Source organism: Hydrogenophaga sp. (assembly GCF_051858985.1).
Classification (GTDB): Bacteria; Pseudomonadota; Gammaproteobacteria; order Burkholderiales; family Burkholderiaceae_C; genus Hydrogenophaga.
Genome location: NZ_JBHYGM010000002.1, coordinates 139,534 through 165,016 on the forward strand (window position 1 = coordinate 139,534; position 25,483 = coordinate 165,016).

Genomic DNA, 25,483 nt, shown 5'->3' on the forward strand with positions numbered 1-25,483 from the left:
TGTGGGAGAGCGATTAAACCAGTGGCACGGTGAGGCGTTCGATCACGGCACGCGTATCGGGGCGCACGCCGCGCCAGATGGCGAAGGATTCGGCGGCTTGCTCCACCAGCATGCCCACGCCATCGGCCAGATCGGCCGCGCCTGCGGCACGCGCCTGGCGCAGGAAGGGCGTGAGCCCTTTGCCGTAGACCATGTCGTAGGCCAGCGAGCCGGTGGCAAAGATGCTGTCGGGCAGCGGCAAGGCCGCCTGAGTGAGACCGGCGGAGGTGGCGTTGATGATGATGTCGAAACGCTCGCCTTCAAGCTCGTCCAGCCCGCCCGTCTGCAACGACGCGTGAGCGGCAAAGGCGCCGCGCAGGGCGTGGGCCTTGGCGGCCGTGCGGTTGGCCACGGCAAACAGCGAGGGGCGTTCGGCCGCGATGGGCAGAATGGCGCCCCGCGTCGCTCCCCCCGCACCCAGCAGCAGCACGCGCTTGCCGGTCAGCCGGTGCCCCAGGTTTCGCTGAAGGTCGTTGACCAGCCCGATGCCATCGGTGTTGTCGGCATGGACGCGATCGCCTGCGAACTTCAGCGTGTTGGCGGCACCCGCCAGGCGAGCGGTTTCGCTCGGGTCGGTGGCCAAATCGAAGGCCTGCACTTTGAACGGCACGGTCACGTTGGTGCCCAATCCGCCGCTGGCGCGAAACCGCGCCAGGGTGTCGGCAAAGCCATCCAGTGGCGCCTCGATGGCGGCGTAGGTCAGGTCCTGTCCCGTGGCCTGGGCAAAAAGCCCGTGGATCAAGGGCGATTTGCTGTGGCCCACGGGGTGGCCGATGAGGGCGTAGCGGTCGGTCATGGGAGGCGATTGTCGCGCAAGGCCCTGAGCCGACTGCGGACTTCGCCTCCGGCCTACGATGGCGCCCATGAACAAGACCCCCACGCCCCTCAAGATCGACTTCGTGTCCGACGTTTCCTGCCCCTGGTGTGCCGTGGGGCTGGGGGCGCTGGAGGAAGCCCTGCAGGGGATGCAGGGTGAGGTCGCCGCCGAACTCCATTTCCAGCCCTTTGAACTCAACCCACGCATGGCGCCCGAGGGCCAGGACATCGGCGAACATCTGGCCGAGAAATACGGCTCGACCGCCGAACAGCAGGCGCAGATCCGCAACACCATCCGCGCGCGCGGCGCCGAAGTGGGGTTCGAGTTCAATCCTGAGGGCAGGGGCCGCATCTGGAACACGTTTGACGCTCACCGTCTGCTGCATTGGGCGGGAGAAGAAGTGGGGCCGCGAGAGCAGCACGCGCTGAAGAAGGCACTGCTGGCGGCTTGCCACACACGATCGGAAGCCATGGGCCACCACGATGTCCTGCTGGGCTGTGTGCGCGAGTCGGGTCTCGACGAACAGAGAGCCCGAGCCATCCTGGCCAGCGACGAGTTCGCGCAGGATGTGCGCGAGCGCGAGGCGTTCTACACCAGCCATGGCATCCACTCGGTGCCGGCGGTGATCATCAACGACCGTCACCTCATTTCCGGCGGTCAGCCGGCGGCGGTGTTTGCGCAGGCGCTGCGGCAGATTGCGGCGGAAGCTGCCTGATCAGGCAGGTTGTGCGAGCGCCTTGGCGATGCGGTGGCGACCCACCGTGGCCTTGGGCACCTTGCCCGGCAGGTGGCTGAACCAGAACCGCACGTCTTCCTCCAGCCCGATGCCATGCATGTAGTTGTAGATCGCCTTGCGCAGGCCGATGCCGAGCGCGTCGTGATCGACGCCGGATGGATCGATGAAGCCGATGTCGTTTTTGGCAAAGGTGACTTCAGGCAGCGGAATCAGCTGAATGCCGTAGGCTGAAGGGTCCAGACCGACGGGTGAATGCACGGTGCAGGCAAAGCGGTGGAAGAAGCCGCTCTGGATGCAGCCGTTCTCAAACAGCTGGCGCACGTACTCCAGTGCGTCCACCGTGTCCTGCACGGTCTGCGTCGGAAAACCGTACATGAGGTAGGCGTGCACCAGGATGCCGGCGTCGGCAAAGCCCTTGGTGACGCGGGCCACCTGCTCCACCGAAACGCCTTTCTTCATGAGCGTGAGCAGTCGGTCGGACGCCACCTCCAGGCCACCCGACATGGCGATGCAGCCACTGTCGGCGAGCAACTGACAGAGCTCGGGGGTGAAGGTCTTCTCGAAGCGGATGTTGCCCCACCAGGAGATCGGCAACTGGCGGTGCAGCAGTTCCTGAGCGAGCGCCTTCAGGGCCTTGGGCGGGGCGGCTTCGTCCACGAAGTGGAAACCGGTCTGGCCGGTCTCGCTCACGATCGCTTCGATGCGATCGGCCAGCGTGCTCGCCGATGCGGTCTCGTAGCGGCTGATGTAGTCCAGGCTCACGTCGCAGAAACTGCATTTCTTCCAGTAGCAGCCGTGGGCCACGGTCAGCTTGTTCCAGCGCCCATCGCTCCATAGCCGGTGCATGGGGTTGAGCATGTCGAGCAGGCTCAGGTACCGGTCCAGCGGCAGGCCGTCCCAGGTCGGCGTGCCCACATCTTCAAAAGGCACGTCGGGCTCGACGAAGTTGATGTACCTGACCTGTTCGTCTTCGCGCACGAACGTGCGCACCAGGCGTTGCTTTGAACGTTTGCGCTGCAGGTAGTCGAGCAGGGCCAACAGCGGGCGTTCGCCGGCGTCCAGTGTCACGTAGTCCACGAAATCGAACACCCGAGGTTCGGTGAGCTCGCGCAGTTCGGTGTTGACGAACCCCCCGCCCAGCGCAATGGCGATGTGCGGGTTCTGCGTCTTGATGCTCTGCGCAATGCGCAGCGCGGCGTACAGCGCGCCCGGAAAAGGCACGGAGAGCAGCACCAGGTCGGGTTTGTGCCGCGCGAGCGTGGCCAGCGTGAGGGTGTGCAGCAGTTCGTCGATCAGCGTGGCCGGCGCGGCCAGCGCGGCAGCCATGGGTTCGAAGCTGGGCTGGCTGCTGGCCAGAGATTCGGCGTAGCGCACAAAGGCGAAGCGCTCGTCCACCGCGTCGCGCAGCACATCGGCCAGGTCGTTCAGGTAGAGCGTGGCGAGGTGGCGCGCCTTGTCCTGCACGCCCAGCGCACCGAAGGCCCAGGCCAGCGGGTCTGCACCTGCTTCGCCCACTTCGGCTTCCTCGTACACCTCCAGCGCGGCGAAGCGCGGGCCTTCCGGCAGCAGTTCTCGCGCGGCAATGCGGTGCGCCAGCGTGGAGTCGCGCCCCTGAAGAAAGGCAATCACGGGGCCGATGGTCTGGCGGTAACGATCGAACTGGTCAAGGAAGGCGTGCACGCTGGCCGTGCGGTCTGCCTCAGCCAGCGCCTGCGCACGCCATTGCACCGCCTGCAGACCGGCGGGCGTGAAGAGCTGGAGCACCAGCGCCAGGGCCAGGTCGGCCTGCACCGCATCCACCCCGCGCGAGCGCAGGAAGCCAGTGAGGTAGGCGGTGGACGGGTAGGGCGTGTTGAGCTGCGTCATCGGCGGGATGACGCTGAGCACACGCAAGGCGGGGGCGTTCATGGGGCGGCGTTCGAGGTAGCCGCGATCTTACGGCCTGGGTGCCATGGCCGGGTGGGTTGGCTCAGCACTCCACGATGTTGACCGCGAGCCCTCCGCGCGAGGTTTCCTTGTACTGCGTCTTCATGTCGGCACCGGTCTCGCGCATGGTCTTGATGACCTTGTCCAGGCTGACATGGTGCACACCGTCGCCCCGCAGGGCCATGCGCGCCGCGTTGATGGCCTTCACGGAAGCAATGGCATTGCGCTCGATGCAGGGAATCTGCACCAGCCCACCCACCGGATCGCAGGTCAGGCCCAGGTGGTGTTCCATGCCGATCTCGGCGGCGTTCTCCACCTGCTCCGGTGTGCCGCCCATCACCGCGCAGAGCGCGGCGGCGGCCATGGAGCACGCCACGCCCACCTCGCCCTGGCAGCCCACCTCGGCGCCGCTGATGCTGGCGTTCTCCTTGTAGAGGATGCCGATGGCCGCCGCCGTGAGCAGGAAGTCGACCACGCCAAGGTCGGTGGCGCCGGGCACGAAGCGCCGGTAGTAGTGCAGCACCGCTGGCACGATGCCTGCCGCGCCGTTGGTGGGCGCCGTCACCACGCGACCACCGGCGGCGTTTTCTTCGTTCACCGCCAGGGCATACAGGTTGACCCAGTCGAGCACCTGCAGCGGATCCTTCAGCGCGGCCTCGGGGTGACTGGTGAGGTCGCGCAACAGTTGCCTGGCGCGGCGGCGCACCTTGAAGCCGCCAGGCAAGACGCCTTCGGTGTCGCAGCCGCGCCGCACGCAGGCCTGCATCACGTCCCAGATGCGCAGCAGGCCGGCGTTCACTTCGTCGTCGGTGCGCCAGTGGCGTTCGTTAGCGCGCATCACCCCCGCGATGGACAGGCCGTGCGCGGCGCATTGCTGCAGCAACTCGTCGCCGCTGCGAAACGGGATGGGCAGCACCGTGGCATCGGGCGCGATGACCTTGTGACGCGAACCGTCGGCTGCTGCTTCCTCGCTGACGACGAATCCGCCGCCCACGGAGTAGAACGTCCGCTCTGCGAGCAACTCTCCGCGCGCATCCCAGGCCGAGAGGCGCATGCCGTTGGCGTGGAAGGGCAGAGGCTTGCGGTAGAACAGCAGGTCGTCTGACTCGTTCCAGGCCACGGCGTGCCGGCTCATCAGGGGCAGCTCGCGCGCGGCGCGGATGCGCGCAATGGTCGGCTCGATGCCGTCGATGTCCACCGACTCGGGCTCATCTCCGCACAGGCCGAGAATCACCGCCTTGTCGCTGCCGTGGCCCTTGCCCGTCGCGCCCAGCGAGCCATGCAGCGCACATTGCACCCGCGCGACGGCGGACAGGCTGCCCGCCGACTGCAGGCCGGCGACGAACATGCGCGCAGCCCGCATCGGGCCCACCGTGTGCGAGCTGCTGGGGCCGATGCCGATCTTGAAGAGGTCGAAGGTGGAGACGGCCATGCAGTGCCCGGCGAATCAGGTGAGTTCGCTCAGGGGAACGCAGCTGCAGAAGAGGTTGCGGTCCCCGTAGACGTTGTCCACGCGACCCACGGGTGGCCAGTACTTGGCGTGGGCGCGCGTGGAGGTGCTTGCGGCACCGACCTCGCGCGAGTACGGGTGTGACCAGTCCGCCGTCATCAGGCTGGCGGCCGTGTGCGGCGCGTTCTTCAGTGGGTTGTCGTCCTGCGGCCAGGCGCCTTGCTCCACCTGGCGAATCTCGCCGCGAATGGCGATCATGGCGTCGATGAAGCGGTCCAGCTCTTCCAGTGTCTCGCTTTCGGTGGGTTCCACCATGAGCGTGTTGGCCACGGGGAACGACAGCGTGGGCGCGTGGAAACCGTAGTCCATCAGGCGCTTGGCCACGTCCTCGGCCATCACACCGCTGGTGTCCTTGAAGTGGCGCAGATCAAGGATGCACTCGTGTGCCACATGGCCGTTGGCGCTGGCGTAGAGCGTGGGGTAGTGCGGTGCGAGGCGTTTGCTGATGTAGTTGGCCGCCAGAATGGCGGCTTCGGTGGCGTGCTTCAGGCCATCAGCGCCCATCATGCGGATGTACATCCAGGAAATCGGCAGCACCGCCGCATTGCCCAGGGGTGCTGCCGAGATGGCACCCACGCCGTTCACGGGCAGACCACCGGCCGCATGGCCCGGCAGAAAAGGCACCAGGTCTTCCACCACGCAGACCGGACCGACGCCCGGGCCGCCACCGCCGTGCGGGATGCAGAAGGTCTTGTGCAGGTTGAGATGGCTCACGTCTCCGCCAAACTCGCCCGGCGCGGCCACGCCCACCAGCGCGTTCATGTTCGCGCCGTCCACGTACACACGCCCGCCGTGCTGGTGCACCAGGGCGCAGAGCTCTTTCACGGTCGTCTCGAACACACCGTGCGTGCTGGGGTAGGTGATCATCACCGCGGCCAGGTTGGCGCTGTGCTGTTCGCACTTGGCCTTCAGGTCGGCCATGTCGACGTTGCCGTTCTCGTCGCACTTGGTCACCACCACCTGCATGCCCACCATCTGCGCGCTGGCGGGGTTGGTGCCGTGCGCGCTGCTGGGAATCAGGCAGATATTGCGGTGGCTCTCGCCGCGTGAGGCGTGCCAGGCCTGGATGACCAGCAGACCGGCGTATTCGCCCTGCGAGCCGGCGTTGGGCTGCAGGCTGATGCCGGCGTAGCCCGTGGCCTGGCAGAGCCACGCGCGAAGCTGTTCGTCGAGCAACTGGTAACCCTGCAGCTGGTCGGCCGGTGCGAAGGGATGCACGTTCGCAAACTCGGGCCAGGTGATGGGAATCATCTCGCTCGTGGCGTTGAGCTTCATCGTGCACGAGCCCAGCGGGATCATGCTGCGGTCCAGCGCAAGGTCCTTGTCGGACAGCGCGCGGATGTAACGCAGCATGCCGGTCTCGCTGTGGTGGCTGTTGAAGACTGGGTGAGTCAGGAAGGGGCTGGTGCGGCGCAGTTCGGCGGGAATGAGCGGTTCCACACCCTTTTCGAAGCTGTCGAAACGCGGCAGCGTGTCGCCGTCTTTGGCAAACACTTTCCAGAGCTGGGTGATGTCGTCGCGCGTGGTGGTTTCATCGAGCGAGATGATGAGGTACTCGTCCCAGGCCTTGCGCAGGTTCATGCCCTGCGCCACGGCGCGCGCCATGAGCGCGTCGGTCTGGTCTCTGGTGTGCAGGCTGATGGTGTCGAACACGCCCTGCTCGTTGTGGTGCGTGTCGTTGTAGCCCAGTTGGGCCAGGCCTCTGGAGAGGATGGCGGTGTACGCGGCCACGCGTTGCGCGATGCGCTTGAGGCCATCCGGGCCGTGGTACACGGCGTACATGCTGGCCACCACGGCGGGCAGCACCTGCGCGGTGCAGATGTTGGACGTGGCCTTTTCGCGGCGGATGTGCTGTTCACGAGTCTGCAGCGCCAGGCGGTAAGTGGGGTGGCCGTGGGCATCCACGCTCACGCCGACCAGCCGCCCGGGCAGCGAGCGCTTGAACTCGTCGCGGCAGGCCATGAAGCCCGCGTGCGGACCGCCTGCCCCCATGGGCATGCCAAAGCGCTGCGTGGTGCCGACCACGATGTCTGCGCCCATTTCGCTCGGCGGCTTGAGCAGCGTGAGTGCCAGCAAATCCGCGGCCACGATGAACGCGGCGTTCTTGCCGTGGACGGTTGCGGCGTCCTGCGTCCAGTCCTGCAGCCAGCCACTGGAGGCGGGGTATTGCGCCATGGCCGCGAAGTAGTCGTCGCCGGCGATCAGCGACGACCATTCCTCCCCGGACATGGCCAGCTTCACCGTCAGGCCCAAGGGCTTGGCGCGGGTCTGCACCACTTCGATCACCTGCGGATGCATGTCGCCCGAGACCACCAGCGTGCTGCCACGGGCTTTCACCGAGCGCTTGGCCAGCGTCATGGCCTCGGCGGCGGCGGTGGCTTCGTCCAGCATGGAGGCGTTGGCGATCGCCATACCGGTCAGATCGGTCACCATGGTCTGGAAGTTCACCAGTGCTTCCATGCGGCCTTGCGAAATCTCGGCCTGGTACGGCGTGTAGGCGGTGTACCAGGCCGGGTTCTCCAGCACGTTGCGCAGGATCACGCCGGGCGTGTGCGTGCCGTGGTAGCCCTGGCCGATGAAGCTCTTGAGGACGCGGTTCTTCCGCGCCAGCGCCTTGAGCTCGGCCAGCGCCGCTGCCTCGGTGACGGCCGCCGGCAGCTGCATGCCCTGGCTGCGCGCAATGCTGCGCGGCACGATGCCATCGATCAAGGCACGGCGCGAGGCTTCGCCAATCACCGAGAGCATGTGGGTTTCGTCGGCTTCGCCGATGCCGATGTGGCGCGCCACGAATTCGGAAGGGTTCTCGAGTTCACCGAGGGGTTTGACGGACGGCATCAGCATGGCGGGCTCCGGCGGAAGAGAGATCAGGCGTTGGCGGAAAACTGGTGGTAGGCGGTCTCGTCCAGCAGGGCATCGACCTGTTGCGGAGCGGACAGCTTCACCTTGAAGAACCAGCCGCTGGCCAGTGGGTCGCTGTTGGCGAGCGACGGGTCGGCGCGCAGGGCCTCGTTGACTTCGGTCACTTCGCCACTCACAGGCATGTACACGTCGGCGGCTGCCTTGACGGACTCGACCACACCGGCCACATCCTTCTGCTCGAAAGACCGCCCGACTTCGGGCAGGTCGACAAACACCACGTCGCCCAGCGCGTCCTGCGCATGAACGGTGATGCCCACGGTGGCGATGTCGCCGTCGACGCGGATCCATTCGTGGTCTTCGGTGTACTTGGTGGTCATGGAAAAGCTCCTGTGTGAGAAGAAAAAAGGTCAGCCGCGGAAGTAGCGGTTGGGCACGAAAGGCATGGCGCTCACTTCCATCGGTACGGGCTTGCCGCGCACGATGGCCTGCACGCGCGTGCCGGTGGCAGCGTGTGCCGGGCTCACGTAGCCCATGGCCACTGGCTTGTCGGCGCTCGGACCGAGCAGGCCGCTGGTTACTTCGCCAATGGTCTGGCCGTCGGTGCTCTGCAGCTCGGTGTGATCGCGCACGGGAATGCGTTCCAGTGCGATCAGCCCCACGCGTTTGCGCGACAGTGGTTGGGTGGCGTCCAACTGCGCGAGCACGCGCTGCGCACCGGGGAAGCCGCCCGCGCGCGCGCCTCCGGTGCGTCGCACCTTCTGCATGGCCCAGTTCAGCGCGGCTTCCACCGGTGTGGTGGTGGTGTCGATGTCGTTGCCGTAGAGGCACAGCCCGGCTTCAAGGCGCAGCGAATTTCGGGCGCCCAGGCCCACGGGTTTCACCTCGGGCTCGGCCAGCAGAGCGCGGGCGAACGCCTCGGCGCGGTCGCCCGGCACCGAGATCTCGAAACCGTCCTCGCCGGTGTAGCCGCTGCGCGTGATGAACAGGTCGGCCCCGTTCCAATGGAACGCGCCGCCTGTCATGAACACCAGTTTCTCGACGCCGGGCACCAGACGCTGCAGCGCCGTCACGGCCTGCGGCCCTTGCAGCGCGAGCAGGGCCCGATCGGCAAGGGGAATCACCTGGCACCGTGAACCGATGCGGGCCTGCATGTGGGCGATGTCGCCCACCTTGCAGGCGCCGTTGACGATGACGAACAGATCATCGCCCCGGTTGACGAACATCAGGTCGTCGATGATGCCGCCCTCGTCGTTGAGCAGCAGGCCATAGCGCTGCCTGCCGACGGCCAGGTCGATCACGTCCACCGGCATCAGGGTTTCGAATGCCGCGGCGGCATCCGGCCCGACCAGGCGCAACTGCCCCATGTGCGAGACGTCAAACAGCCCGGCGGCGGCACGCGTGTGGTGGTGTTCGGCCATGAGGCCGGCGGGGTATTGCACCGGCATCGAATAGCCGGCAAAGGGCACCATGCGCGCACCGAGTTCGGTGTGCAGGGCGTGAAGCGGGGTCTGGAGGAGGTCGTTGGAGGACACGAGAGGCTCGCAGGCAAGGGGCAGGCCCGGTGGGGCGGAACACGGTTCATCCGTGCGCTGCCCCACTGTCCTCTTTACCTGAGAGATTCACACGGGCGATGCCGCGCTTGCTCCTTCGGTGGATGGCCTCGCGGGGCCACCTCTCTCCAGGGGGGACGCCAGCCTCGCGGCCAACGTTTGCCAGTCCTTTTGCCTGAGCGTTCAGGGCTGTGTGACCAGCCTCCTGCGCCTTCGGCGGCTTCCTCGTGGGAAGCGCTCTCCTGACAGAAGAGGATTAAATCACATACCCGCGTAGTTGGGCCCGCCGCCACCTTCCGGAGTCACCCAGACGATGTTCTGCGTCGGGTCCTTGATGTCACACGTCTTGCAGTGCACGCAGTTCTGCGCGTTGATCTGCAGGCGCTCACCACCATCGTCGCTCTTCACAAACTCGTAGACCCCCGCGGGGCAATAGCGGCTCTCGGGACCGGCGTACTTTGCCAGGTTGATCTGCACCGGCACGCTGTTGTCCTTGAGCGTGAGGTGGGCCGGTTGGTCTTCTTCGTGGTTGGTGTTGGACACGAACACACTGGAGAGTTTGTCGAAGGTCAGCTTGCCATCGGGCTTGGGGTAGCTGATCTTCGGCATCTCCGAAGCCGGGCGCAGCTTGAGGTGATCGGGCGTGCTGTTGTGCAGCGTCCAGGGTGGCGAAGAAACGCCGATCCTGGGCAGCAGCCATTGCTCGATGCCGGTCATGAGCTTGCCCATCAGCGGGCTCTTCTTGAACCACAGTTTGAAGTTGCGCGTCTGCTGCAGTTCCTCGTTGAGCCAGCTGGCCTCGAAGGCCTTGGGATATGCCGTGAGCTCGTCGCTGGCGCGGCCTGCGGCCAGCGCTTCGAACGCGGCTTCGGCCACCAGCATGCCGCTCTTGATGGCGGCATGGCTGCCCTTGATGCGCGCGGCATTCATGTATCCGGCGTCGCACCCCACCAGCGCACCGCCCGGGAACACCGTCTTGGGGAGTGCCTGCGGGCTGCCGTTGTTGATGGCGCGAGCGCCGTAGCCCAGCCGTTTGGCGCCTTCCAGATGCGCGCGGATGGCGGGGTGGGTTTTCCACCGCTGCATTTCCTCGAATGGCGACATCCAGGGATTCTGGTAGTCCAGCCCGATGACGAAGCCCAGCGTGACCTTGTTGTCGTCCAGGTGGTAGAGGAAACCGCCACCAAAGGTGTCGTCGCTCATGGGCCAGCCCGCAGTGTGCACCACCAGGCCTGGCTTGGCCTTGGCGGGGTCGATCTCCCACAGCTCCTTCACGCCGATGGCATAGGTTTGCGGATCCTTGCCTTCCGTGAGGTTGAACCTGGCCAACAGTTGTTTGCCCAGGTTGCCACGCGCGCCCTCGGCGAACACCGTGTACTTCGCATGCAGTTCCATGCCGATCTGGAAATGGTCGGTGGGCTCACCATCCTTGCCCAGGCCCAGGTTGCCGGTGGCCACGCCCTTGACCGAGCCGTCTTCGTTGTAAAGCACTTCCGCGGCCGCGAAGCCCGGAAAAATTTCCACGCCCAGGGCTTCCGCCTGCTCGCCGAGCCACTTCACCACCGCGCCCAGTCGAACCACGTAGCAGCCATGGTTGTGGAAGTTGCGTGGCACCAGCCAGTCGGGCGTGCGGCTGGATCCGGTTTCGGTGAGCACCAGCAGGTCGTCACCGGTCACTTCCTGATTCAGGGGCGCGCCGCGTTCCTTCCAGTCGGGGAACAGTTCCTTCATCGCCCGCGGATCCATCACGGCGCCGCTGAGGATGTGCGCGCCGGGCTCGGAACCTTTCTCCAGGACGCACACGTTCACTTCAGTGCCCTTGTCTGCCGCGAGCTGCTTGAGGCGGATCGCGGTGGCCAGGCCGCTGGGGCCGCCACCGACCACGACCACGTCGTACTCCATGGCTTCGCGTGGACCGTAGGTGCTCAGGATCTCTTGGGGTGTCATGTCGTGGTCTCGCTCTTGTGGGTTGCGCGGCGTGAAGGACCTGCATATCAGGCGTGCCGAGGGCGGGGATGACGGACGATTTTAGTGGTCCGCCTTGGCCCACGGCTGTAGGACAGTCGCCTTTGAAACGGACAAGTCGGGTCGAACAGGCCAGAATCGACCTCTTTAGAGGAGACTCTCTCATGGCATACAGCCTGGATCTTTCGGGTCGCGTGGCCCTCATCACCGGGGCGTCGGGCGGCCTGGGCGAACAGTTCGCCAAGACGCTTTCGCGAGCCGGTGCGGCGGTGGTGCTCGCCGGGCGCCGCACCGATCGGCTCATGACGCTGCGTGCCCACATCGAGGCCGGTGGCGGCGACGCGCACGTGGTGGCGATGGATGTCACCGACCACGCTTCCATCAAGGCTGGCGTGGCCCATGCCGAGACCGAAGTCGGCGCCATCGACATCCTCATCAACAACTCGGGCGTGAGCACGACGCAGCGCATCCAGGACGTGACGGAAGAGGATTACGACTACATCTTCAACACCAACACGCGTGGGGCATTCTTCGTGGCGCAGGAAGTAGGCCGGCGCATGCTGGCCCGCGCCAAGGGCGCTGCGCCGGGCACCTACGTGGGAGGCCGCATTGTCAACATCGCGTCCATGGCGGGGCTCAAGGTGCTGCCGCAGATCGGCGTGTACTGCATGAGCAAGGCGGCGGTGGTGCAGATGACCAAGGCCATGGCGGTGGAGTGGGGCCGCTTCGGCATCAACGTGAATGCGATCTGCCCCGGCTACATCGACACCGAGATCAACCACCACCACTGGCAGACCGAGCAGGGCCAGAAGCTGGTGAGCATGCTGCCGCGCAAGCGCGTGGGTCAGCCAGCCGATCTTGACGCGGTGCTGGTGATGCTGTGCGCCAACGAGAGCCATTTCATCAACGGCGCCGTGATCGCGGCCGACGACGGATTCGGGGCCTGAACGCATGAGATTCGAACTGCCCGACGACAAGAAGCAGGTGTTCCGCATGCACATGGCCATCCGCTGGGGCGACATGGATGCCATGGGTCACGTGAACAACACCACGTACTTCCGCTACCTGGAAACCATCCGCATCGAATGGATGCGCTCCATCGGTTGCCAGCCCGATCCGCTTGGCCAGGGACCGGTGATCGTCAACGCGTTCTGCACCTTCCACAAGCAGCTGGAATACCCGGGCGACGTCGTGGCCACCATGTTCGTGAGCGACGTGGGCCGCAGCAGTTTCGAGACCTGGTGCACGCTGGAACGTGCCGATGAACCCGGGCTTGTTTACGCGTCGGGCGGCGCCACCACGGTCTGGGTGGATTTCCCGAAGCAGAGGTCGGCGGCGTTGCCGCCATCCCTGCTCAGCGAACTGAATTGAGACCGGCGGGCCTGCTACACATTTTGTTGCATGGGGGTTATGGTGCTGCTTTAGCATCTGCGCATGCTCAATACCCCATACCGTTTGGCCAGCGTCGGCCTGTTCTTCAGCTTGCTGGTGGCCTGCGGCGGCGGCGGCGGCAGTGATTCAGACGGCGGCACCGCAGGCGCCCCCGGCTCGCCGGGCTCGCCGGGCTCTCCGAATTCACCGGTGACACCCGGAACCCCCGTCACGCCCGTCCCACCCCTGCCGAACAACCCGAACTTCGTGCCGACCACGGGTACGGTGGCGGTGACCGAGCTGGCGACCGGCCTGCCGAACCCGTGGAGCCTCGCCTTTCTGCCCGATGGGCGGATGCTGATCACCGGACGCACGGGCAACCTGCGTCTCTACACCGCCAACGGACAGTCGTACGGCAGCATCAGTGGCTTGCCTGCGCTGGACACGGTGGGCCAAGGGGGTCTGCTCGACGTGGTCATCGACCCCAACTTTGCCAGCAACCGGCGCATCTATTTCAGCTTTGCGGAACGCGCCGGGGCGGGGCCTGACACCGGTACCGCGGTGGCGCGAGCCGAACTGGACACTGCATCGCTCAGCCTGAGCAACGTCCGCGTGATCTACCAGCAACTTCCGAAGGTGGAAGGCAACAACCACTTCGGATCGCGGCTGGTGTTCGACCGGGATGGACACCTGTTCGTGACCCTGGGTGACCGTGAGAGCATCAGTCAGAGGGTGCTTGCGCAGGACCTTTCGCGAGGCAACGGCAAGGTGGTTCGCATCACCACGGATGGCAATGCCGCGCCTGGCAATCCTGGGCTGGCGGGCGCGCAGGCCGGCATCTGGAGCTATGGACATCGCAACCCGCAGGGCGCCGCGCTGAATCCCTGGACGGGCGAACTCTGGACGAACGAACATGGCCCTCAGGGGGGCGACGAGGTGAACCGCACACTGGCCGGGCGCAACTACGGCTGGCCGGTGATCAGCTATGGGCAGGAATACGGCACCACAACCCCGATAGGTGTGGGCACCGCTCAGGCGGGAATGGAACAACCCGTTTCGTACTGGGAAACCTCGAACGGTGCTGCGTGGACTGGGGGGCAGAAATCTTCGATTGCACCCAGTGGCATGGCGTTCTTCACCGGCACACAACCGGCGCACTGGACCGGAAGCCTCTTCATTGGAGCGCTTTCAGGATCATCGCTCTGGCGGATCCAGCTGGACGGAACGCGTGTGGTGGGCCGCGAACAGCTTCTCGGCAACCGCGGCGAGCGCATCCGCGACGTCCGCCAGGGCCCCGACGGCCGCCTGTACCTGCTGACCGACGGTGCCAACGGCAAGCTGTTGCGCATCGGCGGCTGAGCAGGCGACGCGATCGCGTCAGGCGGCGGGCTTCGCCTTGGGCACGCGGCCCATCAGGTAGAACTCCGCGTTCGGCATCATGTTGCTGAAACTGGCCATGCGGTTGGACAGGCCGAAGAACGCGGTGATGGCCGCGATGTCCCAGATGTCTTCGTCCGAGAATCCATGCCCATGCAGGGGCGCGAAATCCTCGTCGTTGATCTCGTGCGAGCGCAGGCAGACCTTCATGGCGAAGTCCAGCATGGCCTTCTGCCGCGGCGAGATGTCTGCCTTCAGGTGGTTCACGGCCACCTGATCGGCCACCAGCGGTTTCTTTTCGTAGATGCGCAGGATGGCGCCATGGGCCACCACGCAGTAGAGGCACTGGTTGGCGGCGCTGGTTGCGGTCACGATCATCTCGCGGTCACCCTTGGTCAGCGAGCCTTCTTCCTTCAGCATGAGCGCGTCGTGGTACGCGAAGAAGGCCCGCCACTCGGCCGGCCGTCGAGCCAGGCCCAGGAACACGTTGGGCACGAAGCCCGCCTTCTCCTGCACCTCCAGCACCTTGGCCTTGATGTCTTCGGGGAGGTCGTTGATGTCGGGTGCGGGGTATCGGTTCATGCGGGTCTCCTGTTGAGCGAACCATGGTAGCCGCAGCCGCTATGCTGGTGGTTTTTCAGGAGCCGATCGCATGAGCCAGCCGCCCGCCGACAAGGACTTCGACAAGGGTCTCGCCACCCGCAAGCAGGTGATGGGCGAGGATTTCGTGGCGCAGGCGTTTGGCAACGCCACGCCGTTCTCGCTGCCCATGCAGCAGTACATCACCCGCAACGCCTGGGGCGATGTGTGGCAGCGCCCGGGTCTGGACCTGAAGACTCGCAGCCTCATCACAGTGGCCATGCTCACGGCGCTGGGCAAGCAGCATGAACTGAAGGGGCACGTGCGAGGTGCGCTCAACAACGGAGCATCTCCTGAGGAAATCCAGGAAGTGCTGCTGCACGCCAGCATCTACTGCGGCGTGCCCACGGCGGTGGAAGCATTCCGCACGGCGGCCAGCGTGGTGGACTCACCGGTGGCCTGAACCTTGCTCGATCGTCCCCACCTCTTTTCATCTTTCAGGAGCTGCGTGCCATGAACCAACCCGTCTCTTCTTCCCGTCTGACCCGCCGGCTGGCCTTGGCCGTTGGCGCCATGCTGTGCCTGGGTTTGGCCCACGCGCAAAGTTCGCCCACCACGCGTGTGCTGGTGGGCTTCCCGCCGGGCGGCGGCACCGACGCGATTGCGCGCATTTTGGCCGAACGCCTCAAGGAGGAACTGGGCCACGCGGTGGTGGTGGACAACAAGCCCGGTGCGGGCGGTCAGCTCGCCGCCCAGGCGTTGAAGGCGTCTGCGCCCGACGGCAACACCGTCTTTTTGAGCCACGACCACAGCATCACGATCCTGCCCATGGTGACCAGGAACCCCGGCTACGAACCGGCGAAGGACTTCGTGCCGGTGGCTGGCTTCGCCACCTTCGTCAACGCCTTCGCGGTCTCCAGCGGCACGCCGGCGCCATCGTTCAAGGCCTATGTCGACAGCGTCAAGGCCACCGGCGGCAAGGGCACGGTGGGCATTCCCGCCCCCGCCTCGGTGCCGCAGTTCCTGGTGCAGGTGATTGCCAAGCAGAACGGTCTGGACCTGGTGGCCGCACCGTACCGGGGCAGCGCGCCCATGATGGCCGACATGCTGGGCAACCAGATCCCCGCTGGCGTGGCGTCCATCCCCGATTTCATCGAGAACCACAAGGCGGGCAAGTTGCGCGTGGTGGCGGTCATGGGCAGCCAGCGCCAGGCGGCCATGCCCGAGGTGCCCACCTTCGCCGAGCTGGGTCTCAAGGGCTTCGAGGACGTGCCGTATTACGGCCTGTTCGCACCGGCCGGTACGCCCAAGGCAGCGCTGGACAAGCTGGCGCAGGCGGTGCAGAAGGCCATCGCGCAGCCCGACGTCCGTGAAAAGCTCACCGCCATGGGATTGACGGTGGGCTACATGAGCGGGGAACAGCTGGGCGTCCGTGAACAGGCCTACGGCAAGGTCTGGGCGAAGATCATCCAGGACAGCGGCTTCCAGCCACAGTGACCGTTACCCGGCCAGCAACCGGTGCACCAGATCCGGGGTGCTGTGCGCCTGGTACTTCCGCATCAGCCGAGCCCGGTAGATCTCCACTGTGCGGTGGCTGATGCCGAGCAGCTTGCCGATTTCCTTGCTGGTGAGCCCATCCATGAGGAAGGCGGCCACTTCACGCTCACGCGGCGTGAGTTCTGCCTTCACGGCGCGGCTCGAACTCAGGTCTTCGAAGCTCCAGATGCCGGCGGCGTGCGGCGTGTCGCGGCTGAGGGCGCGGCCGGTCACGTGGCACCAGAAGGTCTCGCCCTTGGATGGACCGCCTACTCGCTTCATGATGCGGTTGTCGGCATAGGTGCCGTTGCGGCCGAGCAGGGGCTCGATGCGGGCGCCCGTTCGTTCGTATTCGTCGGCGCTGGGGTAGAGGATCTGGAAGCTCTGGCCGACCAGCTGATCGCGCGTGGCGCCGAACATCTCGCACAGAGCCTGGTTGCAGTCGATCATGGCGCGCTGGCGGGAAAGCGCCAGGCCCACGGGAGCCAGGTCGAAGGCCAGTCGGTAGTCGATGTCCATAGGGTTTGGCTTTACGAAATACTACGTATGTCTTTACGTAGTATCGTAATGGCTTGCTCGTTTCTTCCCAGGAGACTTCCACGTGAACAAGATCTACCCGAGCGCGGCCGACGCGCTCAAGGACATCGTGGCCGACGGCCAGCTGATGGCGGTCGGTGGCTTCGGCCTCTGCGGCATTCCAGAGGCCCTCATCGATGCCCTGCGCGACAGCGGCGCAAAGAACCTCACCGTGATATCCAACAACGCGGGCGTCGACGGCTTCGGCCTGGGCAAGCTGCTGGAAACGCGCCAGATCAGCAAGATGATCTCCAGCTACGTGGGCGAGAACAAGGAGTTCGAGCGCCAGTACCTCGCAGGTGAACTGCAACTTGAATTCACGCCACAGGGCACCCTGGCGGAGAAGTTGCGCGCCGGCGGCGCCGGCATTCCCGCGTTCTTCACCAAGACCGGTGTGGGCACCCTGGTGGCCGAGGGCAAGGAGCTGCGTGACTTCGACGGCGAGACCTACGTCATGGAGCGCGCGCTGGTGCCCGACGTCTCCCTGGTGAAGGCGCACCGCGCGGACAAGTCTGGCAACCTGCAGTTCCGCCTGACCGCCCGCAACTTCAACCCCGCTGCGGCCATGGCCGGCAAGATCTGCGTGGTCGAGGTCGAGGAGATCGTGGAGACCGGCGCGCTGGTGCCGGACGAGGTCCACCTGCCCGGCATCTACGTGCACCGCATCGTGCACAACCCGAACCCCGAGAAGCGCATCGAAAAGCGCACCATCACCGAGAAAGCAGGAGCCTGACCATGCCGTGGACCCAAGACCAGATGGCGGCGCGCGCCGCGCAGGAACTCGAAGACGGCTTCTACGTCAACCTGGGCATTGGCATTCCCACGCTGGTGGCCAACCACACCGGTGACAAGGAAGTCTGGCTGCAGAGCGAGAACGGCATGCTCGGCATTGGCCCGTTTCCCACTGAAGACCAGGTCGATGCCGACCTCATCAACGCCGGCAAGCAGACGGTCACCACGCTGCCGGGCTCCAGCATCTTCGGCAGCCACGACAGCTTCGCCATGATCCGCGGCGGCAAGATCAACCTGTCCATCTTGGGCGCGATGCAGGTCAGCGAGAAGGGCGATCTGGCCAACTGGATGATCCCCGGCAAGATGGTCAAGGGCATGGGTGGTGCCATGGACCTGGTGGCGGGCGTCAAGCGCGTGATCGTGCTCATGGAGCACGTGGCGCGGAAAAAGGACGGCACCGAGGACCTGAAGATCCTGCCGGCCTGCACGCTGCCGCTCACGGGTGTGGGCGTGGTCGATCGCGTCATCACCGACCTGGGCGTCATGGACGTGACGCCGCAGGGCCTCAAGCTCGTGGAACTGGCGCCTGGCGTCACTCGCGAGCAGATCCAGTCGAAGACCGGCGTCACGCTGGTCTGACCCTTGGCGGGTATACTCCCGCCTGCACCCGTCATTGGGGAGTAGCCGCCCTGCACAGCAGGGGTCCGCGTCAACACACTTGGCCCTCACGGCCATGGCGCAGACAGCATCCAGCCTGGCAAGACCTTTGACCACACTGCCTCCGGATGGGCCGGGGATGCCGTGTGGTCTTCTGGTTTCTGCCGGCCCTCGGAGTTCTGTCTTGGAAGCCTTCCTCATCTCCACCGGCATCGTCGCCCTCGCCGAAATGGGCGACAAGACGCAGTTGCTGTCGCTGGTGCTCGCCGCCCGCTTCAAACGCCCCTGGCCCATCGTCTGGGGCATTCTGGCGGCCACGCTGCTCAACCATGCGCTGGCGGGCATGGCGGGGGCATGGATCATGGCCGCCGTCGGTCCGAATGCGATGCGATGGGTGCTGGGCGTCTCGTTCATCGCCATGGCGGTGTGGATGCTGATCCCTGACAAGCTGGACGACGAGAACGCGGTGCCCAAGCGCCAGATGGGCGTGTTCTTCGCCACCACCTGGGCCTTCTTCCTGGCGGAGATGGGCGACAAGACCCAGATCGCGACTGTGGCGTTGGGCGCGCAGTACGAGCCCTTGTTCGCGGTGGTGCTGGGCACCACCTTCGGGATGATGCTGGCCAATGCGCCGGTGGTGTTCTTTGGCGACGCGCTCACGCGGCGCGTGCCGATCAAGGTCGTTCACATCGTCGCTGCACTCATCTTCGCCGTGCTCGGCGTGCTGGCGTTGCTGGGCGTCGGGTCCTCGCTGACGGGGTGACACGCGCCGCGACATTGCGGCGCTGTCCTACGGAACGTCTCGAGTTTTGTGGGTATCGTCACGCGACGTTGCGCCCGGCGCGCCACGCACCCACACGGAGAAAAAAACATGGACAACATCTACGACGCCCTGCGCGAAAGCCACGAGGTGCAGCGCAGGCTGTGCCGCCAGCTCACCCGCATCCGCACCTACGATGCGCGTGCCCAGGAAATCTTCCGGGAACTGCGCATCGAGCTCGCTGCCCACGCCGCGGCCGAGGAGCGCTTTCTGTACGCGCAGATCCTCCTCGACGATATGGGGTTGAAGTCATCGCGGCATGCCCTGTCGGAGCACCACGAAATTGACGAATGCGTGGAAGACCTGGCCAAGGCGCGCGGCAAGCCCGAAGAGTGGCTGCAAGGCGTGAAGAAGCTCTCACACGAAGTGCACCACCACCTGAAGGAGGAAGAACGCAAGTTTTTCCAGGTGTCGGGCAAGATCCTCAGCGAGCGCCGGAAACAGGTGCTGGCAAAGAAATACCGCCGCGACCTGGAGCGCATGCGCCTGGTGGTGGCGCCCTGAGGAGGTGTGGAGCGGGTGAAGGGAACCCGACCCATAGTTTGAACCAGCAGCAGATCGTTGATTTCAAACAGCTGTACAGGTAGCGCCCTGTACAACGAGAGGCACAATCGTAGCACCATCTCGTACCTCCCGTCCTCAGGGCGCACGGCCACATAGAAAGCCCACCACCCAAATGCCCGGCGAAACCGCGCCGCAAATAATGAGACCGAGGCAATGGACAAAACTTCGAGGCGTTAGCACCTGCAAGGCACGTAGAGGAACATGTTTTTCGGTCCCGTCCTACAGTCCAGCTTGCGCGGGTTTGGTAAATTCCTTTGCACTTCGAGCAAGCACAAGGACGCTGGAGCTTGCCGAGCCCTCCAGCGCAGGAGCCATGGAAATCGATTTGTACCCATCTTTCCTGCGTTTAAGAATTGGCTTAAAGGGCCCGGAGTTCAGTTCCCCTGTGGAAAGTGAGGCAGAAACTTAGTTGGGCGGGAGCTTTATTTGGGTGCAAAGATGACCAACGATCAAATTCAACGCCTCGTTGAAAGTCTCCCAGGTCTCATCCTGGTCGTGGAAGCGGATGAAGAGTTCACCATCGCTGGGGCCTCCGCCGACTACTTGAGTGCCACCCATACGGACCAATCGATAGTCGGGCGTGCCTTGTTTGAGGTGTTCCCGGACAACCCGGCGGCCACGGGCTCCAAATCGTCACATGAATTGCGCGCATCCTTCGCCCGCGTGGTGAGCACTCGTGCATCCGACAGCCTGCCCACGCTGCGCTACGACGTTCGGCTTCCAAGCACTGCCGGTGGCGCGTTTGAGGCCAGGTTCTGGAACACCGTGAACGCGCCGGTGCTGTCCGACGACGGCGAGGTGCAGTACATCCTTCACCGAATTGAAGAGGCAACCGCCAAGAACAACACCAACGCAGTCGCCATCCTGGACAGTATCACCGAGGGCTTTTTCACGCTTGACAGCCATTGGCGTTTCGATTTCGTCAATCGCCAGGCCCATCGCATCCTGGAACGGGAACACGGCTCGCTTCAAGGTCGTACGCTCTGGGACGAGTATCCCGGGCTTGAAGGAACCGAGTTTGAGCGGTCTTACCACCGCACAATGCATGAACGTGTGACGACCCGATTCACGGCGTTCTATCAAGCCCACCAGAAGTGGTACGAGGTTTCGACCTATCCGGCGCCTGAAGGCGTTTCCGTCTATTTTCGCGATGTCACCGAGCAGAAGACACTGCAGGCCGATCGCGAGCGGCTTGTGGCAGAGTCTGAAAGACAGCGGCGTATCTACGAAACCGCCTTGAACAGCACACCCGATTTTGTGTACGTTTTCGGGCTCGACCACCGCGCGCTATATGCCAATGAAGCGCTGCTGAAAGTGTGGGGGGTCGAAGATGTGCGAGGCAAGCGCTGGATGGACCTTGGGTACGAGCAATGGCATGCCGACCTGCACGATGCGGAGATTGATGAAGTGATCCGCACGCGCGCTCCTATCCGCGGAGAGATCCCTTTTGCCGGTACCAACGGGACGCGCGTCTACGACTACATCTTCGCACCCGTCCTGGGGTCCGATGGCGAAGTGGTGGCGATTGCAGGAACCACCCGCGACATCACGGACAGGCAAGCCGCCGAGCAGGTGCTGAAGCTACAGACCGAGAGCCTGGCGCAAGCGGACCGCGCCAAAGACGAATTTCTCGCCACCCTGTCGCACGAACTGCGTAATCCACTGGCGCCCTTGCGGAACTCCCTTGCACTTCTGCGGATGATCGACGACGGCAATGCTAAGACCGTGTCGGTGCGGGAGATGATGGAACGCCAGGTCAACCACCTTGTTCGTCTCGTCGACGATCTCCTGGAAGTTTCCCGAATCAGTCGAGGCACGCTCTCGCTCGATGTTCAGCCCGTCGAATTGTCGGCAGTCGTTCAGACTGCCGTCGAGAACTGCGAATCGCAGTTCCTGGCCGCGGGCCACACCCTTGAGATTAAGTTCCCCAAGGAGCCCGTATGGCTGGAGGGCGATGCGGTACGGCTCACACAGATACTGGCCAACCTTTTAAACAACGCTGCCACCTACAGCGAAAAGGGAGGGCACGTCGAGCTGAGCGTGGAACTGCAGGGGGAGCAGGCGGCCATCAGGGTGCTCGACGCCGGGTTGGGTATCGACCGGGAAGCGCTTCCGCGGATGTTCGAGATGTTCACGCGTGGCAATCGAGACAAGACGCGCACTCAGGGTGGATTGGGCATTGGCCTGGCCTTGTCGCGTCGACTGGCAGAGATGCACGGCGGGAGCCTGTCCGGTTACAGCAAGGGGCTGGGACAGGGTAGCGAATTCGTGGTTCGCCTGCCACTGTCATCCTCGATTCCTGCTTCGCCGGCGCACCCGCACGCCACTGCGGAGGAACGGGACTTGCACGGCCTCACCACGCTGGTGGTCGACGACAACATCGATGCGGGCGACAGCCTGGCGCAGCTGATGTCCATGCTGGGCGCGGATGTCCGCGTCGTGCGCAACGGTACGGAGGCCCTGAAGGTGTTTGCCTCTTTCCAACCACGCGTCGTGCTGCTGGACATCGGCATGCCGGGGATGAATGGCTACGAGGTTGCTCAGGCCATCCGGAAGCGTTTCAACAGCACCCAATGCACGTTGATCGCTGTCACCGGATGGGGGCAAGACAGCGACCGACAGCGCGCGCGCGAGGCAGGCTTTGACCATCACCTCGTCAAACCGGCTGCCATCGAGGAACTGCAAGCGCTGCTGGATTCGTTGCCTACCTAAAGCAGCCGAAGCGAGATGACACGCGATAGCCAGTGACTCCGCATCTGTACCACGTCCAATCAACAATCTGCGCCTTGTCAAGCATCAACTGGGCGCGTCTGGCCACTGGTTGTGGCAGGGGCACGGCGAAGTAGGCGCACTGAAAAACAGGTGAAGGCCTCGTTTGAGTTCACGTCAACGCTTCCCCGCGGCGTTTTGGTGATCTTCTCACTACATAGAGCCCGAGGCCCATGCTTGCGTTACACGAGAGCGCTGGCTGTTCAGACTCTCACTTCCCCAGGGCCACAAAACGAAGGCGCTGTCTGGTGCAGCGCACTTAAGCCGTGCCGTCGCGCTGGACACTGGGTTCATGTCCCGCAACCACGCGTGCTGCGGTGCCAGTAGATGTGGTGAGTCCAGACCCTGGCACTATGGTGAAAGTACGCCTGAACTCCGACGAACGTCGTTCGCCGAGTGTTCCTGGGTTACTGCCTAAAGATTTTCAGTGTCCAGTGCGCGAGGCGCTCAGCCAACCGGTGTGAGCAGCTTGCGCGGCAGTCGCAGGCAAAAGCGCGTGAACGACTCGTTGGAGGCCACCTCGACCGTTCCCCCATGCGCCTTGACGATTTCTTGGACAACGTACAGGCCCAAGCCCATGTTCGCGCCCGTGGCCGATTCGTCACCCGGGCCGGTTTCTTGGGCTGTACCTCGAGAGAGCGGATCGAACAGCATGCTCAGCGTGTGCGCGGGGATCGGGGCTCCTGAGTTTTGCACCGCCATCGTCACTTCGGATAGTTCGGTTCCATCAAGGATGACGATGATGGGTGCATCGGGAGACCCGTACTTCAGCGCGTTGAATATCAGGTTCGAGAGCGCCTGATGCAGCCGCCTTGCATCCCATACGCCTTGAAGGTCGCCGGTGACCTTGAGGTCAATCAGGCGCGCATTGCGGATTGCAGCAATCTCGCCCAGCGTGTTGCGAGCGAATTCGCCGAGATGGACATCCTCGGGCTTGATAGAAATGGTGGCGCTGAGTCGGTGCTTTGCGTATTCAACCAGGTCGTCCAGCAGCGCTTTCATCTGCGCGACGCTGCGCAACAGCACCGCAGACTGTTGAGCGACTTCCGGCGGGAAATGCAGATTGGCCGTGGCAATGTTGGATATGGTGCTCAGCGGGCCGCGCAAGTCGTGCCCCAGCACGCCCAGAAAGAGGTCGCGCGCCTTGTCCAGTTCGGCCATGAACGTCTGAAGCGATTCGGCGATGGCCTGATCCACTGCTTCGTTGAAACGCGTGAAGTCTTCGAGGTCTTCCACCCTTGTGCTGCTTGAGGAGGCGGCCCACAGACGCAGCACGGTGGCGCGCAGTGCCCTGTATTCCGCCACCAACTCTTCGATGTTGAAGCCCTGCGCGCGCCTTTGGCGAGCATGGCTGCGCGATGGAACGTTTGGAGCGAGCGAAGCGGTGGAGCTATTGCCCTCGGATTTGTCCTGCTGTTCTTCAGCGCTCTCCGGCATCCGCATATCGGCAGCGATCTTGGTGAGGATCTTCCTGCCGTGGTCCAGCAGGCCCTCTTCGTCGATGTCGCCAGTAGGTGGTTGGAGCTGCCGCGCGAATGCTACCCAGTCGACAAGGATCGCGTCGAGGTTGCTCGAAATGAATGTGGAGAGACGCATGGGCAAAACAGGTGTTGCTTGATGGGCCATTGACTTGCAAGCGATGCCGCGCGTCCGCGAAAATTGACATTCCCTTTTCGTGCATTCAATCACAGTTTTCAGGCATCGCCAGCGCTGTTTGCAGCGCGCAACACGTCAATCGGTGGCCCGATTCTTGATGCTCTGTACGGCACCGTACAGAGCGGGCCTTTAGGGGCCTGGCGTCATGGCCCTAGAGGCAGTTCAATGTGCTTCGCAGGATCAGCAGCCGCATGCCTAAACGCTTCCATCCCCGGCACACGGATCAGTGCCTGCGCCGCTTCCACTGACCCCTTCAACCAGGTCTCCCAGTCCGCCGGCTCGATCGGCACCACCGCGCGCTTGTCCTGCCGATCCGCGGGCAGCTTCGGGTCTGGCTTGTGCATGTGCTTGAGCAGGGGATGCGTGTCGCAGTTCTGCGTGATCATGGTGAAGTTGGGGACGATCTCTCCGGTGGTGAAGTCTTTCCATTCGGACCACAGGCCGGCGAGTGCCCAGGGTGTGCCGTCTGCGCGGGCGAAGCGCCACCAGATGTTCTTGCCGGTGCCCCAGTAGGGCTCGCCGTAGCTCCAGGCGGGGATGAGGCAGCGCTGGCCGGCGCTCCAGGCGCCGCGGTAGGTGGGCGCGGTGGCCATGGTCTCGCGCCTGGCGTTGTTGGTGCTCATGCGCCGGCCGTTGCTGAGCGTGGGTGTGCGGGTGCGTGATGCGGGCGGGATCATGCCCCATTGGCCCGCCTGCGCGCGATCCGCGGTGATGAAGGGCGCGGTGCCCAGCGGCCCCACGGTGGGCTTGACTTCCCACAGCGGTGGATCGCGCCTGAAGTACTGCACGATGTCTGCGCCGTCAAGGGTGGTGTACAGGTTGCACATGGGAAAACATAGCCGTGCTGGCGCTGCGGCAGATACTGTATATAGTTACAGTATATGCAGGCTTCGGTTTATCGACTCAGAAAACAGGGCGTCCGCCTGCCCAGACCGGACCCGCCCACCTATGGCCAGCTGGTACTGGCGCCGTTCTCTCAAGGGGACATGACCTGGCTGCGCGCGCAGGTGGTGGACGGCGCCAGGGACCTGCTGCCGCCCCTGCACCAGGCCACGGTGAAGCGGATCACCACACACGGCATGGTGATACGCGGCACCGAGACGATTGCGCGCAGCGGCAACGCAAAGTCCAGAACCAACCAGCACCCGCAGACGTGGTGGGTGATGGTGTGGACGGGCCAGGCGATCGACGACATGGAGGGGGAGGATCCGCTGGATGAGTTGGCGGATCGCAAGGCCGCGCGTAAGGTACTGCACATCAGGTCGGAGAACAGACGGTGACCAACTCTCTCGACCCCAAGTCGATCACGCCGATCATTTATCGATGTCAATCCCGGTAGCCAGTCAGCGCCGGCTTTCATCATGTTGTAACTGACACTTGGCCTGCGAAGGCACAGGGCTTGCTGGACATGCAGAGCACGCAGGGCTTAACGAGTACGCAGGGC

General features: G+C 64.4%; 23 protein-coding genes and 3 riboswitches. Of the genes, 12 read left to right on the forward strand and 11 right to left on the reverse strand.

The genetic code is table 11. The annotated features are described in order from the left end of the window. Window positions 1-13: 13 nt before the first annotated feature. Complete coding sequence (aroE, locus tag ACTIEY_RS07045; protein WP_439518406.1) at window positions 14-835, reverse strand: shikimate dehydrogenase; 822 nt, start codon at window positions 833-835, stop codon at window positions 14-16. A 67-nt stretch (window positions 836-902) separates the two neighbouring features. Here aroE and ACTIEY_RS07050 point away from each other — a divergent pair, with 67 nt between their 5' ends. Beyond that, window positions 903-1,571, forward strand: coding sequence for a DsbA family oxidoreductase (locus tag ACTIEY_RS07050; RefSeq protein ID WP_439518407.1), 669 nt, complete (start codon window positions 903-905; stop codon window positions 1,569-1,571). Here the strand turns inward: ACTIEY_RS07050 and ACTIEY_RS07055 are convergent, their stop codons facing one another. From ACTIEY_RS07055 to ACTIEY_RS07080, 6 genes are all read right to left on the reverse strand, one after another. Beyond that, the gene (locus ACTIEY_RS07055) at window positions 1,572-3,500 is read right to left on the reverse strand and encodes a B12-binding domain-containing radical SAM protein (RefSeq protein ID WP_439518408.1); all 1,929 of its coding nucleotides are present in this window, start codon (window positions 3,498-3,500) and stop codon (window positions 1,572-1,574) included. Between the two features lie 61 nt (window positions 3,501-3,561). Then, complete coding sequence (locus ACTIEY_RS07060) at window positions 3,562-4,950, reverse strand: L-serine ammonia-lyase (protein WP_439518409.1); 1,389 nt, start codon at window positions 4,948-4,950, stop codon at window positions 3,562-3,564. Window positions 4,951-4,965: 15 nt separating this feature from the next. After that, the gene (gene gcvP / locus ACTIEY_RS07065) at window positions 4,966-7,869 is read right to left on the reverse strand and encodes an aminomethyl-transferring glycine dehydrogenase (protein WP_439518410.1); all 2,904 of its coding nucleotides are present in this window, start codon (window positions 7,867-7,869) and stop codon (window positions 4,966-4,968) included. A 23-nt stretch (window positions 7,870-7,892) separates the two neighbouring features. Next, window positions 7,893-8,264 carry a glycine cleavage system protein GcvH gene (gene gcvH, locus ACTIEY_RS07070; RefSeq protein WP_439518411.1) on the reverse strand — a complete coding sequence of 124 codons (372 nt, stop codon included), beginning with the start codon at window positions 8,262-8,264 and terminating at the stop codon, window positions 7,893-7,895. Between the two features lie 30 nt (window positions 8,265-8,294). Continuing rightward, the gene (gene gcvT / locus ACTIEY_RS07075; protein WP_439518412.1) at window positions 8,295-9,419 is read right to left on the reverse strand and encodes a glycine cleavage system aminomethyltransferase GcvT; all 1,125 of its coding nucleotides are present in this window, start codon (window positions 9,417-9,419) and stop codon (window positions 8,295-8,297) included. Window positions 9,420-9,474: 55 nt separating this feature from the next. Continuing rightward, window positions 9,475-9,579, reverse strand: a riboswitch (glycine riboswitch). A gap of 11 nt (window positions 9,580-9,590) precedes the next feature. Beyond that, window positions 9,591-9,692: riboswitch (glycine riboswitch) on the reverse strand. Between the two features lie 6 nt (window positions 9,693-9,698). Further along, a complete protein-coding gene (locus ACTIEY_RS07080) occupies window positions 9,699-11,384 on the reverse strand; it encodes an electron transfer flavoprotein-ubiquinone oxidoreductase (protein ID WP_439518413.1) in 1,686 nt (561 codons plus the stop codon). Window positions 11,385-11,566: 182 nt separating this feature from the next. On the opposite strand from ACTIEY_RS07080, the gene ACTIEY_RS07085 reads away from it, so the two are divergent. From ACTIEY_RS07085 to ACTIEY_RS07095, 3 genes are all read left to right on the forward strand, one after another. Continuing rightward, window positions 11,567-12,349: an SDR family oxidoreductase gene (locus ACTIEY_RS07085; protein WP_439518414.1), complete on the forward strand. Its 783-nt coding sequence runs from the start codon at window positions 11,567-11,569 to the stop codon at window positions 12,347-12,349. Between the two features lie 4 nt (window positions 12,350-12,353). Next, complete coding sequence (locus ACTIEY_RS07090) at window positions 12,354-12,773, forward strand: acyl-CoA thioesterase (RefSeq protein WP_439518415.1); 420 nt, start codon at window positions 12,354-12,356, stop codon at window positions 12,771-12,773. A gap of 63 nt (window positions 12,774-12,836) precedes the next feature. Beyond that, window positions 12,837-14,132: a PQQ-dependent sugar dehydrogenase gene (locus tag ACTIEY_RS07095; protein WP_439518416.1), complete on the forward strand. Its 1,296-nt coding sequence runs from the start codon at window positions 12,837-12,839 to the stop codon at window positions 14,130-14,132. An 18-nt stretch (window positions 14,133-14,150) separates the two neighbouring features. On the opposite strand, the gene ACTIEY_RS07100 is transcribed toward ACTIEY_RS07095, so the two are convergent. Beyond that, on the reverse strand, window positions 14,151-14,732 hold the full coding sequence (locus ACTIEY_RS07100) for a peroxidase-related enzyme (RefSeq protein ID WP_439518417.1): 582 nt from the start codon (window positions 14,730-14,732) through the stop codon (window positions 14,151-14,153). 70 nt (window positions 14,733-14,802) lie between these two features. On the opposite strand from ACTIEY_RS07100, the gene ACTIEY_RS07105 reads away from it, so the two are divergent. Continuing rightward, on the forward strand, window positions 14,803-15,192 hold the full coding sequence (locus tag ACTIEY_RS07105; protein ID WP_439518418.1) for a carboxymuconolactone decarboxylase family protein: 390 nt from the start codon (window positions 14,803-14,805) through the stop codon (window positions 15,190-15,192). A 50-nt stretch (window positions 15,193-15,242) separates the two neighbouring features. After that, window positions 15,243-16,226 (forward strand): Bug family tripartite tricarboxylate transporter substrate binding protein, encoded by a 984-nt coding sequence (locus ACTIEY_RS07110; RefSeq protein WP_439518419.1) that lies wholly within the window; start codon window positions 15,243-15,245, stop codon window positions 16,224-16,226. Window positions 16,227-16,229: 3 nt separating this feature from the next. On the opposite strand, the gene ACTIEY_RS07115 is transcribed toward ACTIEY_RS07110, so the two are convergent. Beyond that, window positions 16,230-16,784 (reverse strand): LuxR C-terminal-related transcriptional regulator, encoded by a 555-nt coding sequence (locus ACTIEY_RS07115; protein WP_439518420.1) that lies wholly within the window; start codon window positions 16,782-16,784, stop codon window positions 16,230-16,232. Between the two features lie 82 nt (window positions 16,785-16,866). Between ACTIEY_RS07115 and ACTIEY_RS07120 the strand changes: the two genes are divergently transcribed. The 5 genes from ACTIEY_RS07120 to ACTIEY_RS07140 all read left to right on the forward strand — a co-directional run bounded on the left by ACTIEY_RS07120 (window position 16,867) and on the right by ACTIEY_RS07140 (window position 22,326). Then, window positions 16,867-17,574, forward strand: a complete 708-nt coding sequence (locus tag ACTIEY_RS07120) for a CoA transferase subunit A (protein ID WP_439518421.1) — start codon at window positions 16,867-16,869, stop codon at window positions 17,572-17,574. Window positions 17,575-17,576: 2 nt separating this feature from the next. Continuing rightward, complete coding sequence (locus ACTIEY_RS07125; RefSeq protein ID WP_439518422.1) at window positions 17,577-18,212, forward strand: 3-oxoacid CoA-transferase subunit B; 636 nt, start codon at window positions 17,577-17,579, stop codon at window positions 18,210-18,212. 24 nt (window positions 18,213-18,236) lie between these two features. Continuing rightward, a riboswitch (yybP-ykoY riboswitch) is annotated at window positions 18,237-18,409 on the forward strand. A 5-nt stretch (window positions 18,410-18,414) separates the two neighbouring features. After that, window positions 18,415-18,993 (forward strand): TMEM165/GDT1 family protein, encoded by a 579-nt coding sequence (locus tag ACTIEY_RS07130; RefSeq protein ID WP_439518423.1) that lies wholly within the window; start codon window positions 18,415-18,417, stop codon window positions 18,991-18,993. Between the two features lie 108 nt (window positions 18,994-19,101). Next, entirely contained in the window at window positions 19,102-19,554 is a 453-nt protein-coding gene (locus ACTIEY_RS07135; RefSeq protein ID WP_439518424.1) for a hemerythrin domain-containing protein, read from the forward strand. Between the two features lie 498 nt (window positions 19,555-20,052). Then, the gene (locus ACTIEY_RS07140; RefSeq protein ID WP_439518425.1) at window positions 20,053-22,326 is read left to right on the forward strand and encodes a PAS domain-containing protein; all 2,274 of its coding nucleotides are present in this window, start codon (window positions 20,053-20,055) and stop codon (window positions 22,324-22,326) included. Between the two features lie 504 nt (window positions 22,327-22,830). Here the strand turns inward: ACTIEY_RS07140 and ACTIEY_RS07145 are convergent. Together ACTIEY_RS07145 and ACTIEY_RS07150 are read right to left on the reverse strand one after the other, a co-directional pair. After that, window positions 22,831-23,979, reverse strand: coding sequence for an ATP-binding protein (locus tag ACTIEY_RS07145; RefSeq protein WP_439518426.1), 1,149 nt, complete (start codon window positions 23,977-23,979; stop codon window positions 22,831-22,833). Between the two features lie 203 nt (window positions 23,980-24,182). Beyond that, on the reverse strand, window positions 24,183-24,866 hold the full coding sequence (locus tag ACTIEY_RS07150; RefSeq protein ID WP_439518427.1) for an SOS response-associated peptidase: 684 nt from the start codon (window positions 24,864-24,866) through the stop codon (window positions 24,183-24,185). Between the two features lie 159 nt (window positions 24,867-25,025). On the opposite strand from ACTIEY_RS07150, the gene ACTIEY_RS07155 reads away from it, so the two are divergent. Then, on the forward strand, window positions 25,026-25,319 hold the full coding sequence (locus tag ACTIEY_RS07155; RefSeq protein WP_439518428.1) for a hypothetical protein: 294 nt from the start codon (window positions 25,026-25,028) through the stop codon (window positions 25,317-25,319). Window positions 25,320-25,483: the final 164 nt, after the last annotated feature.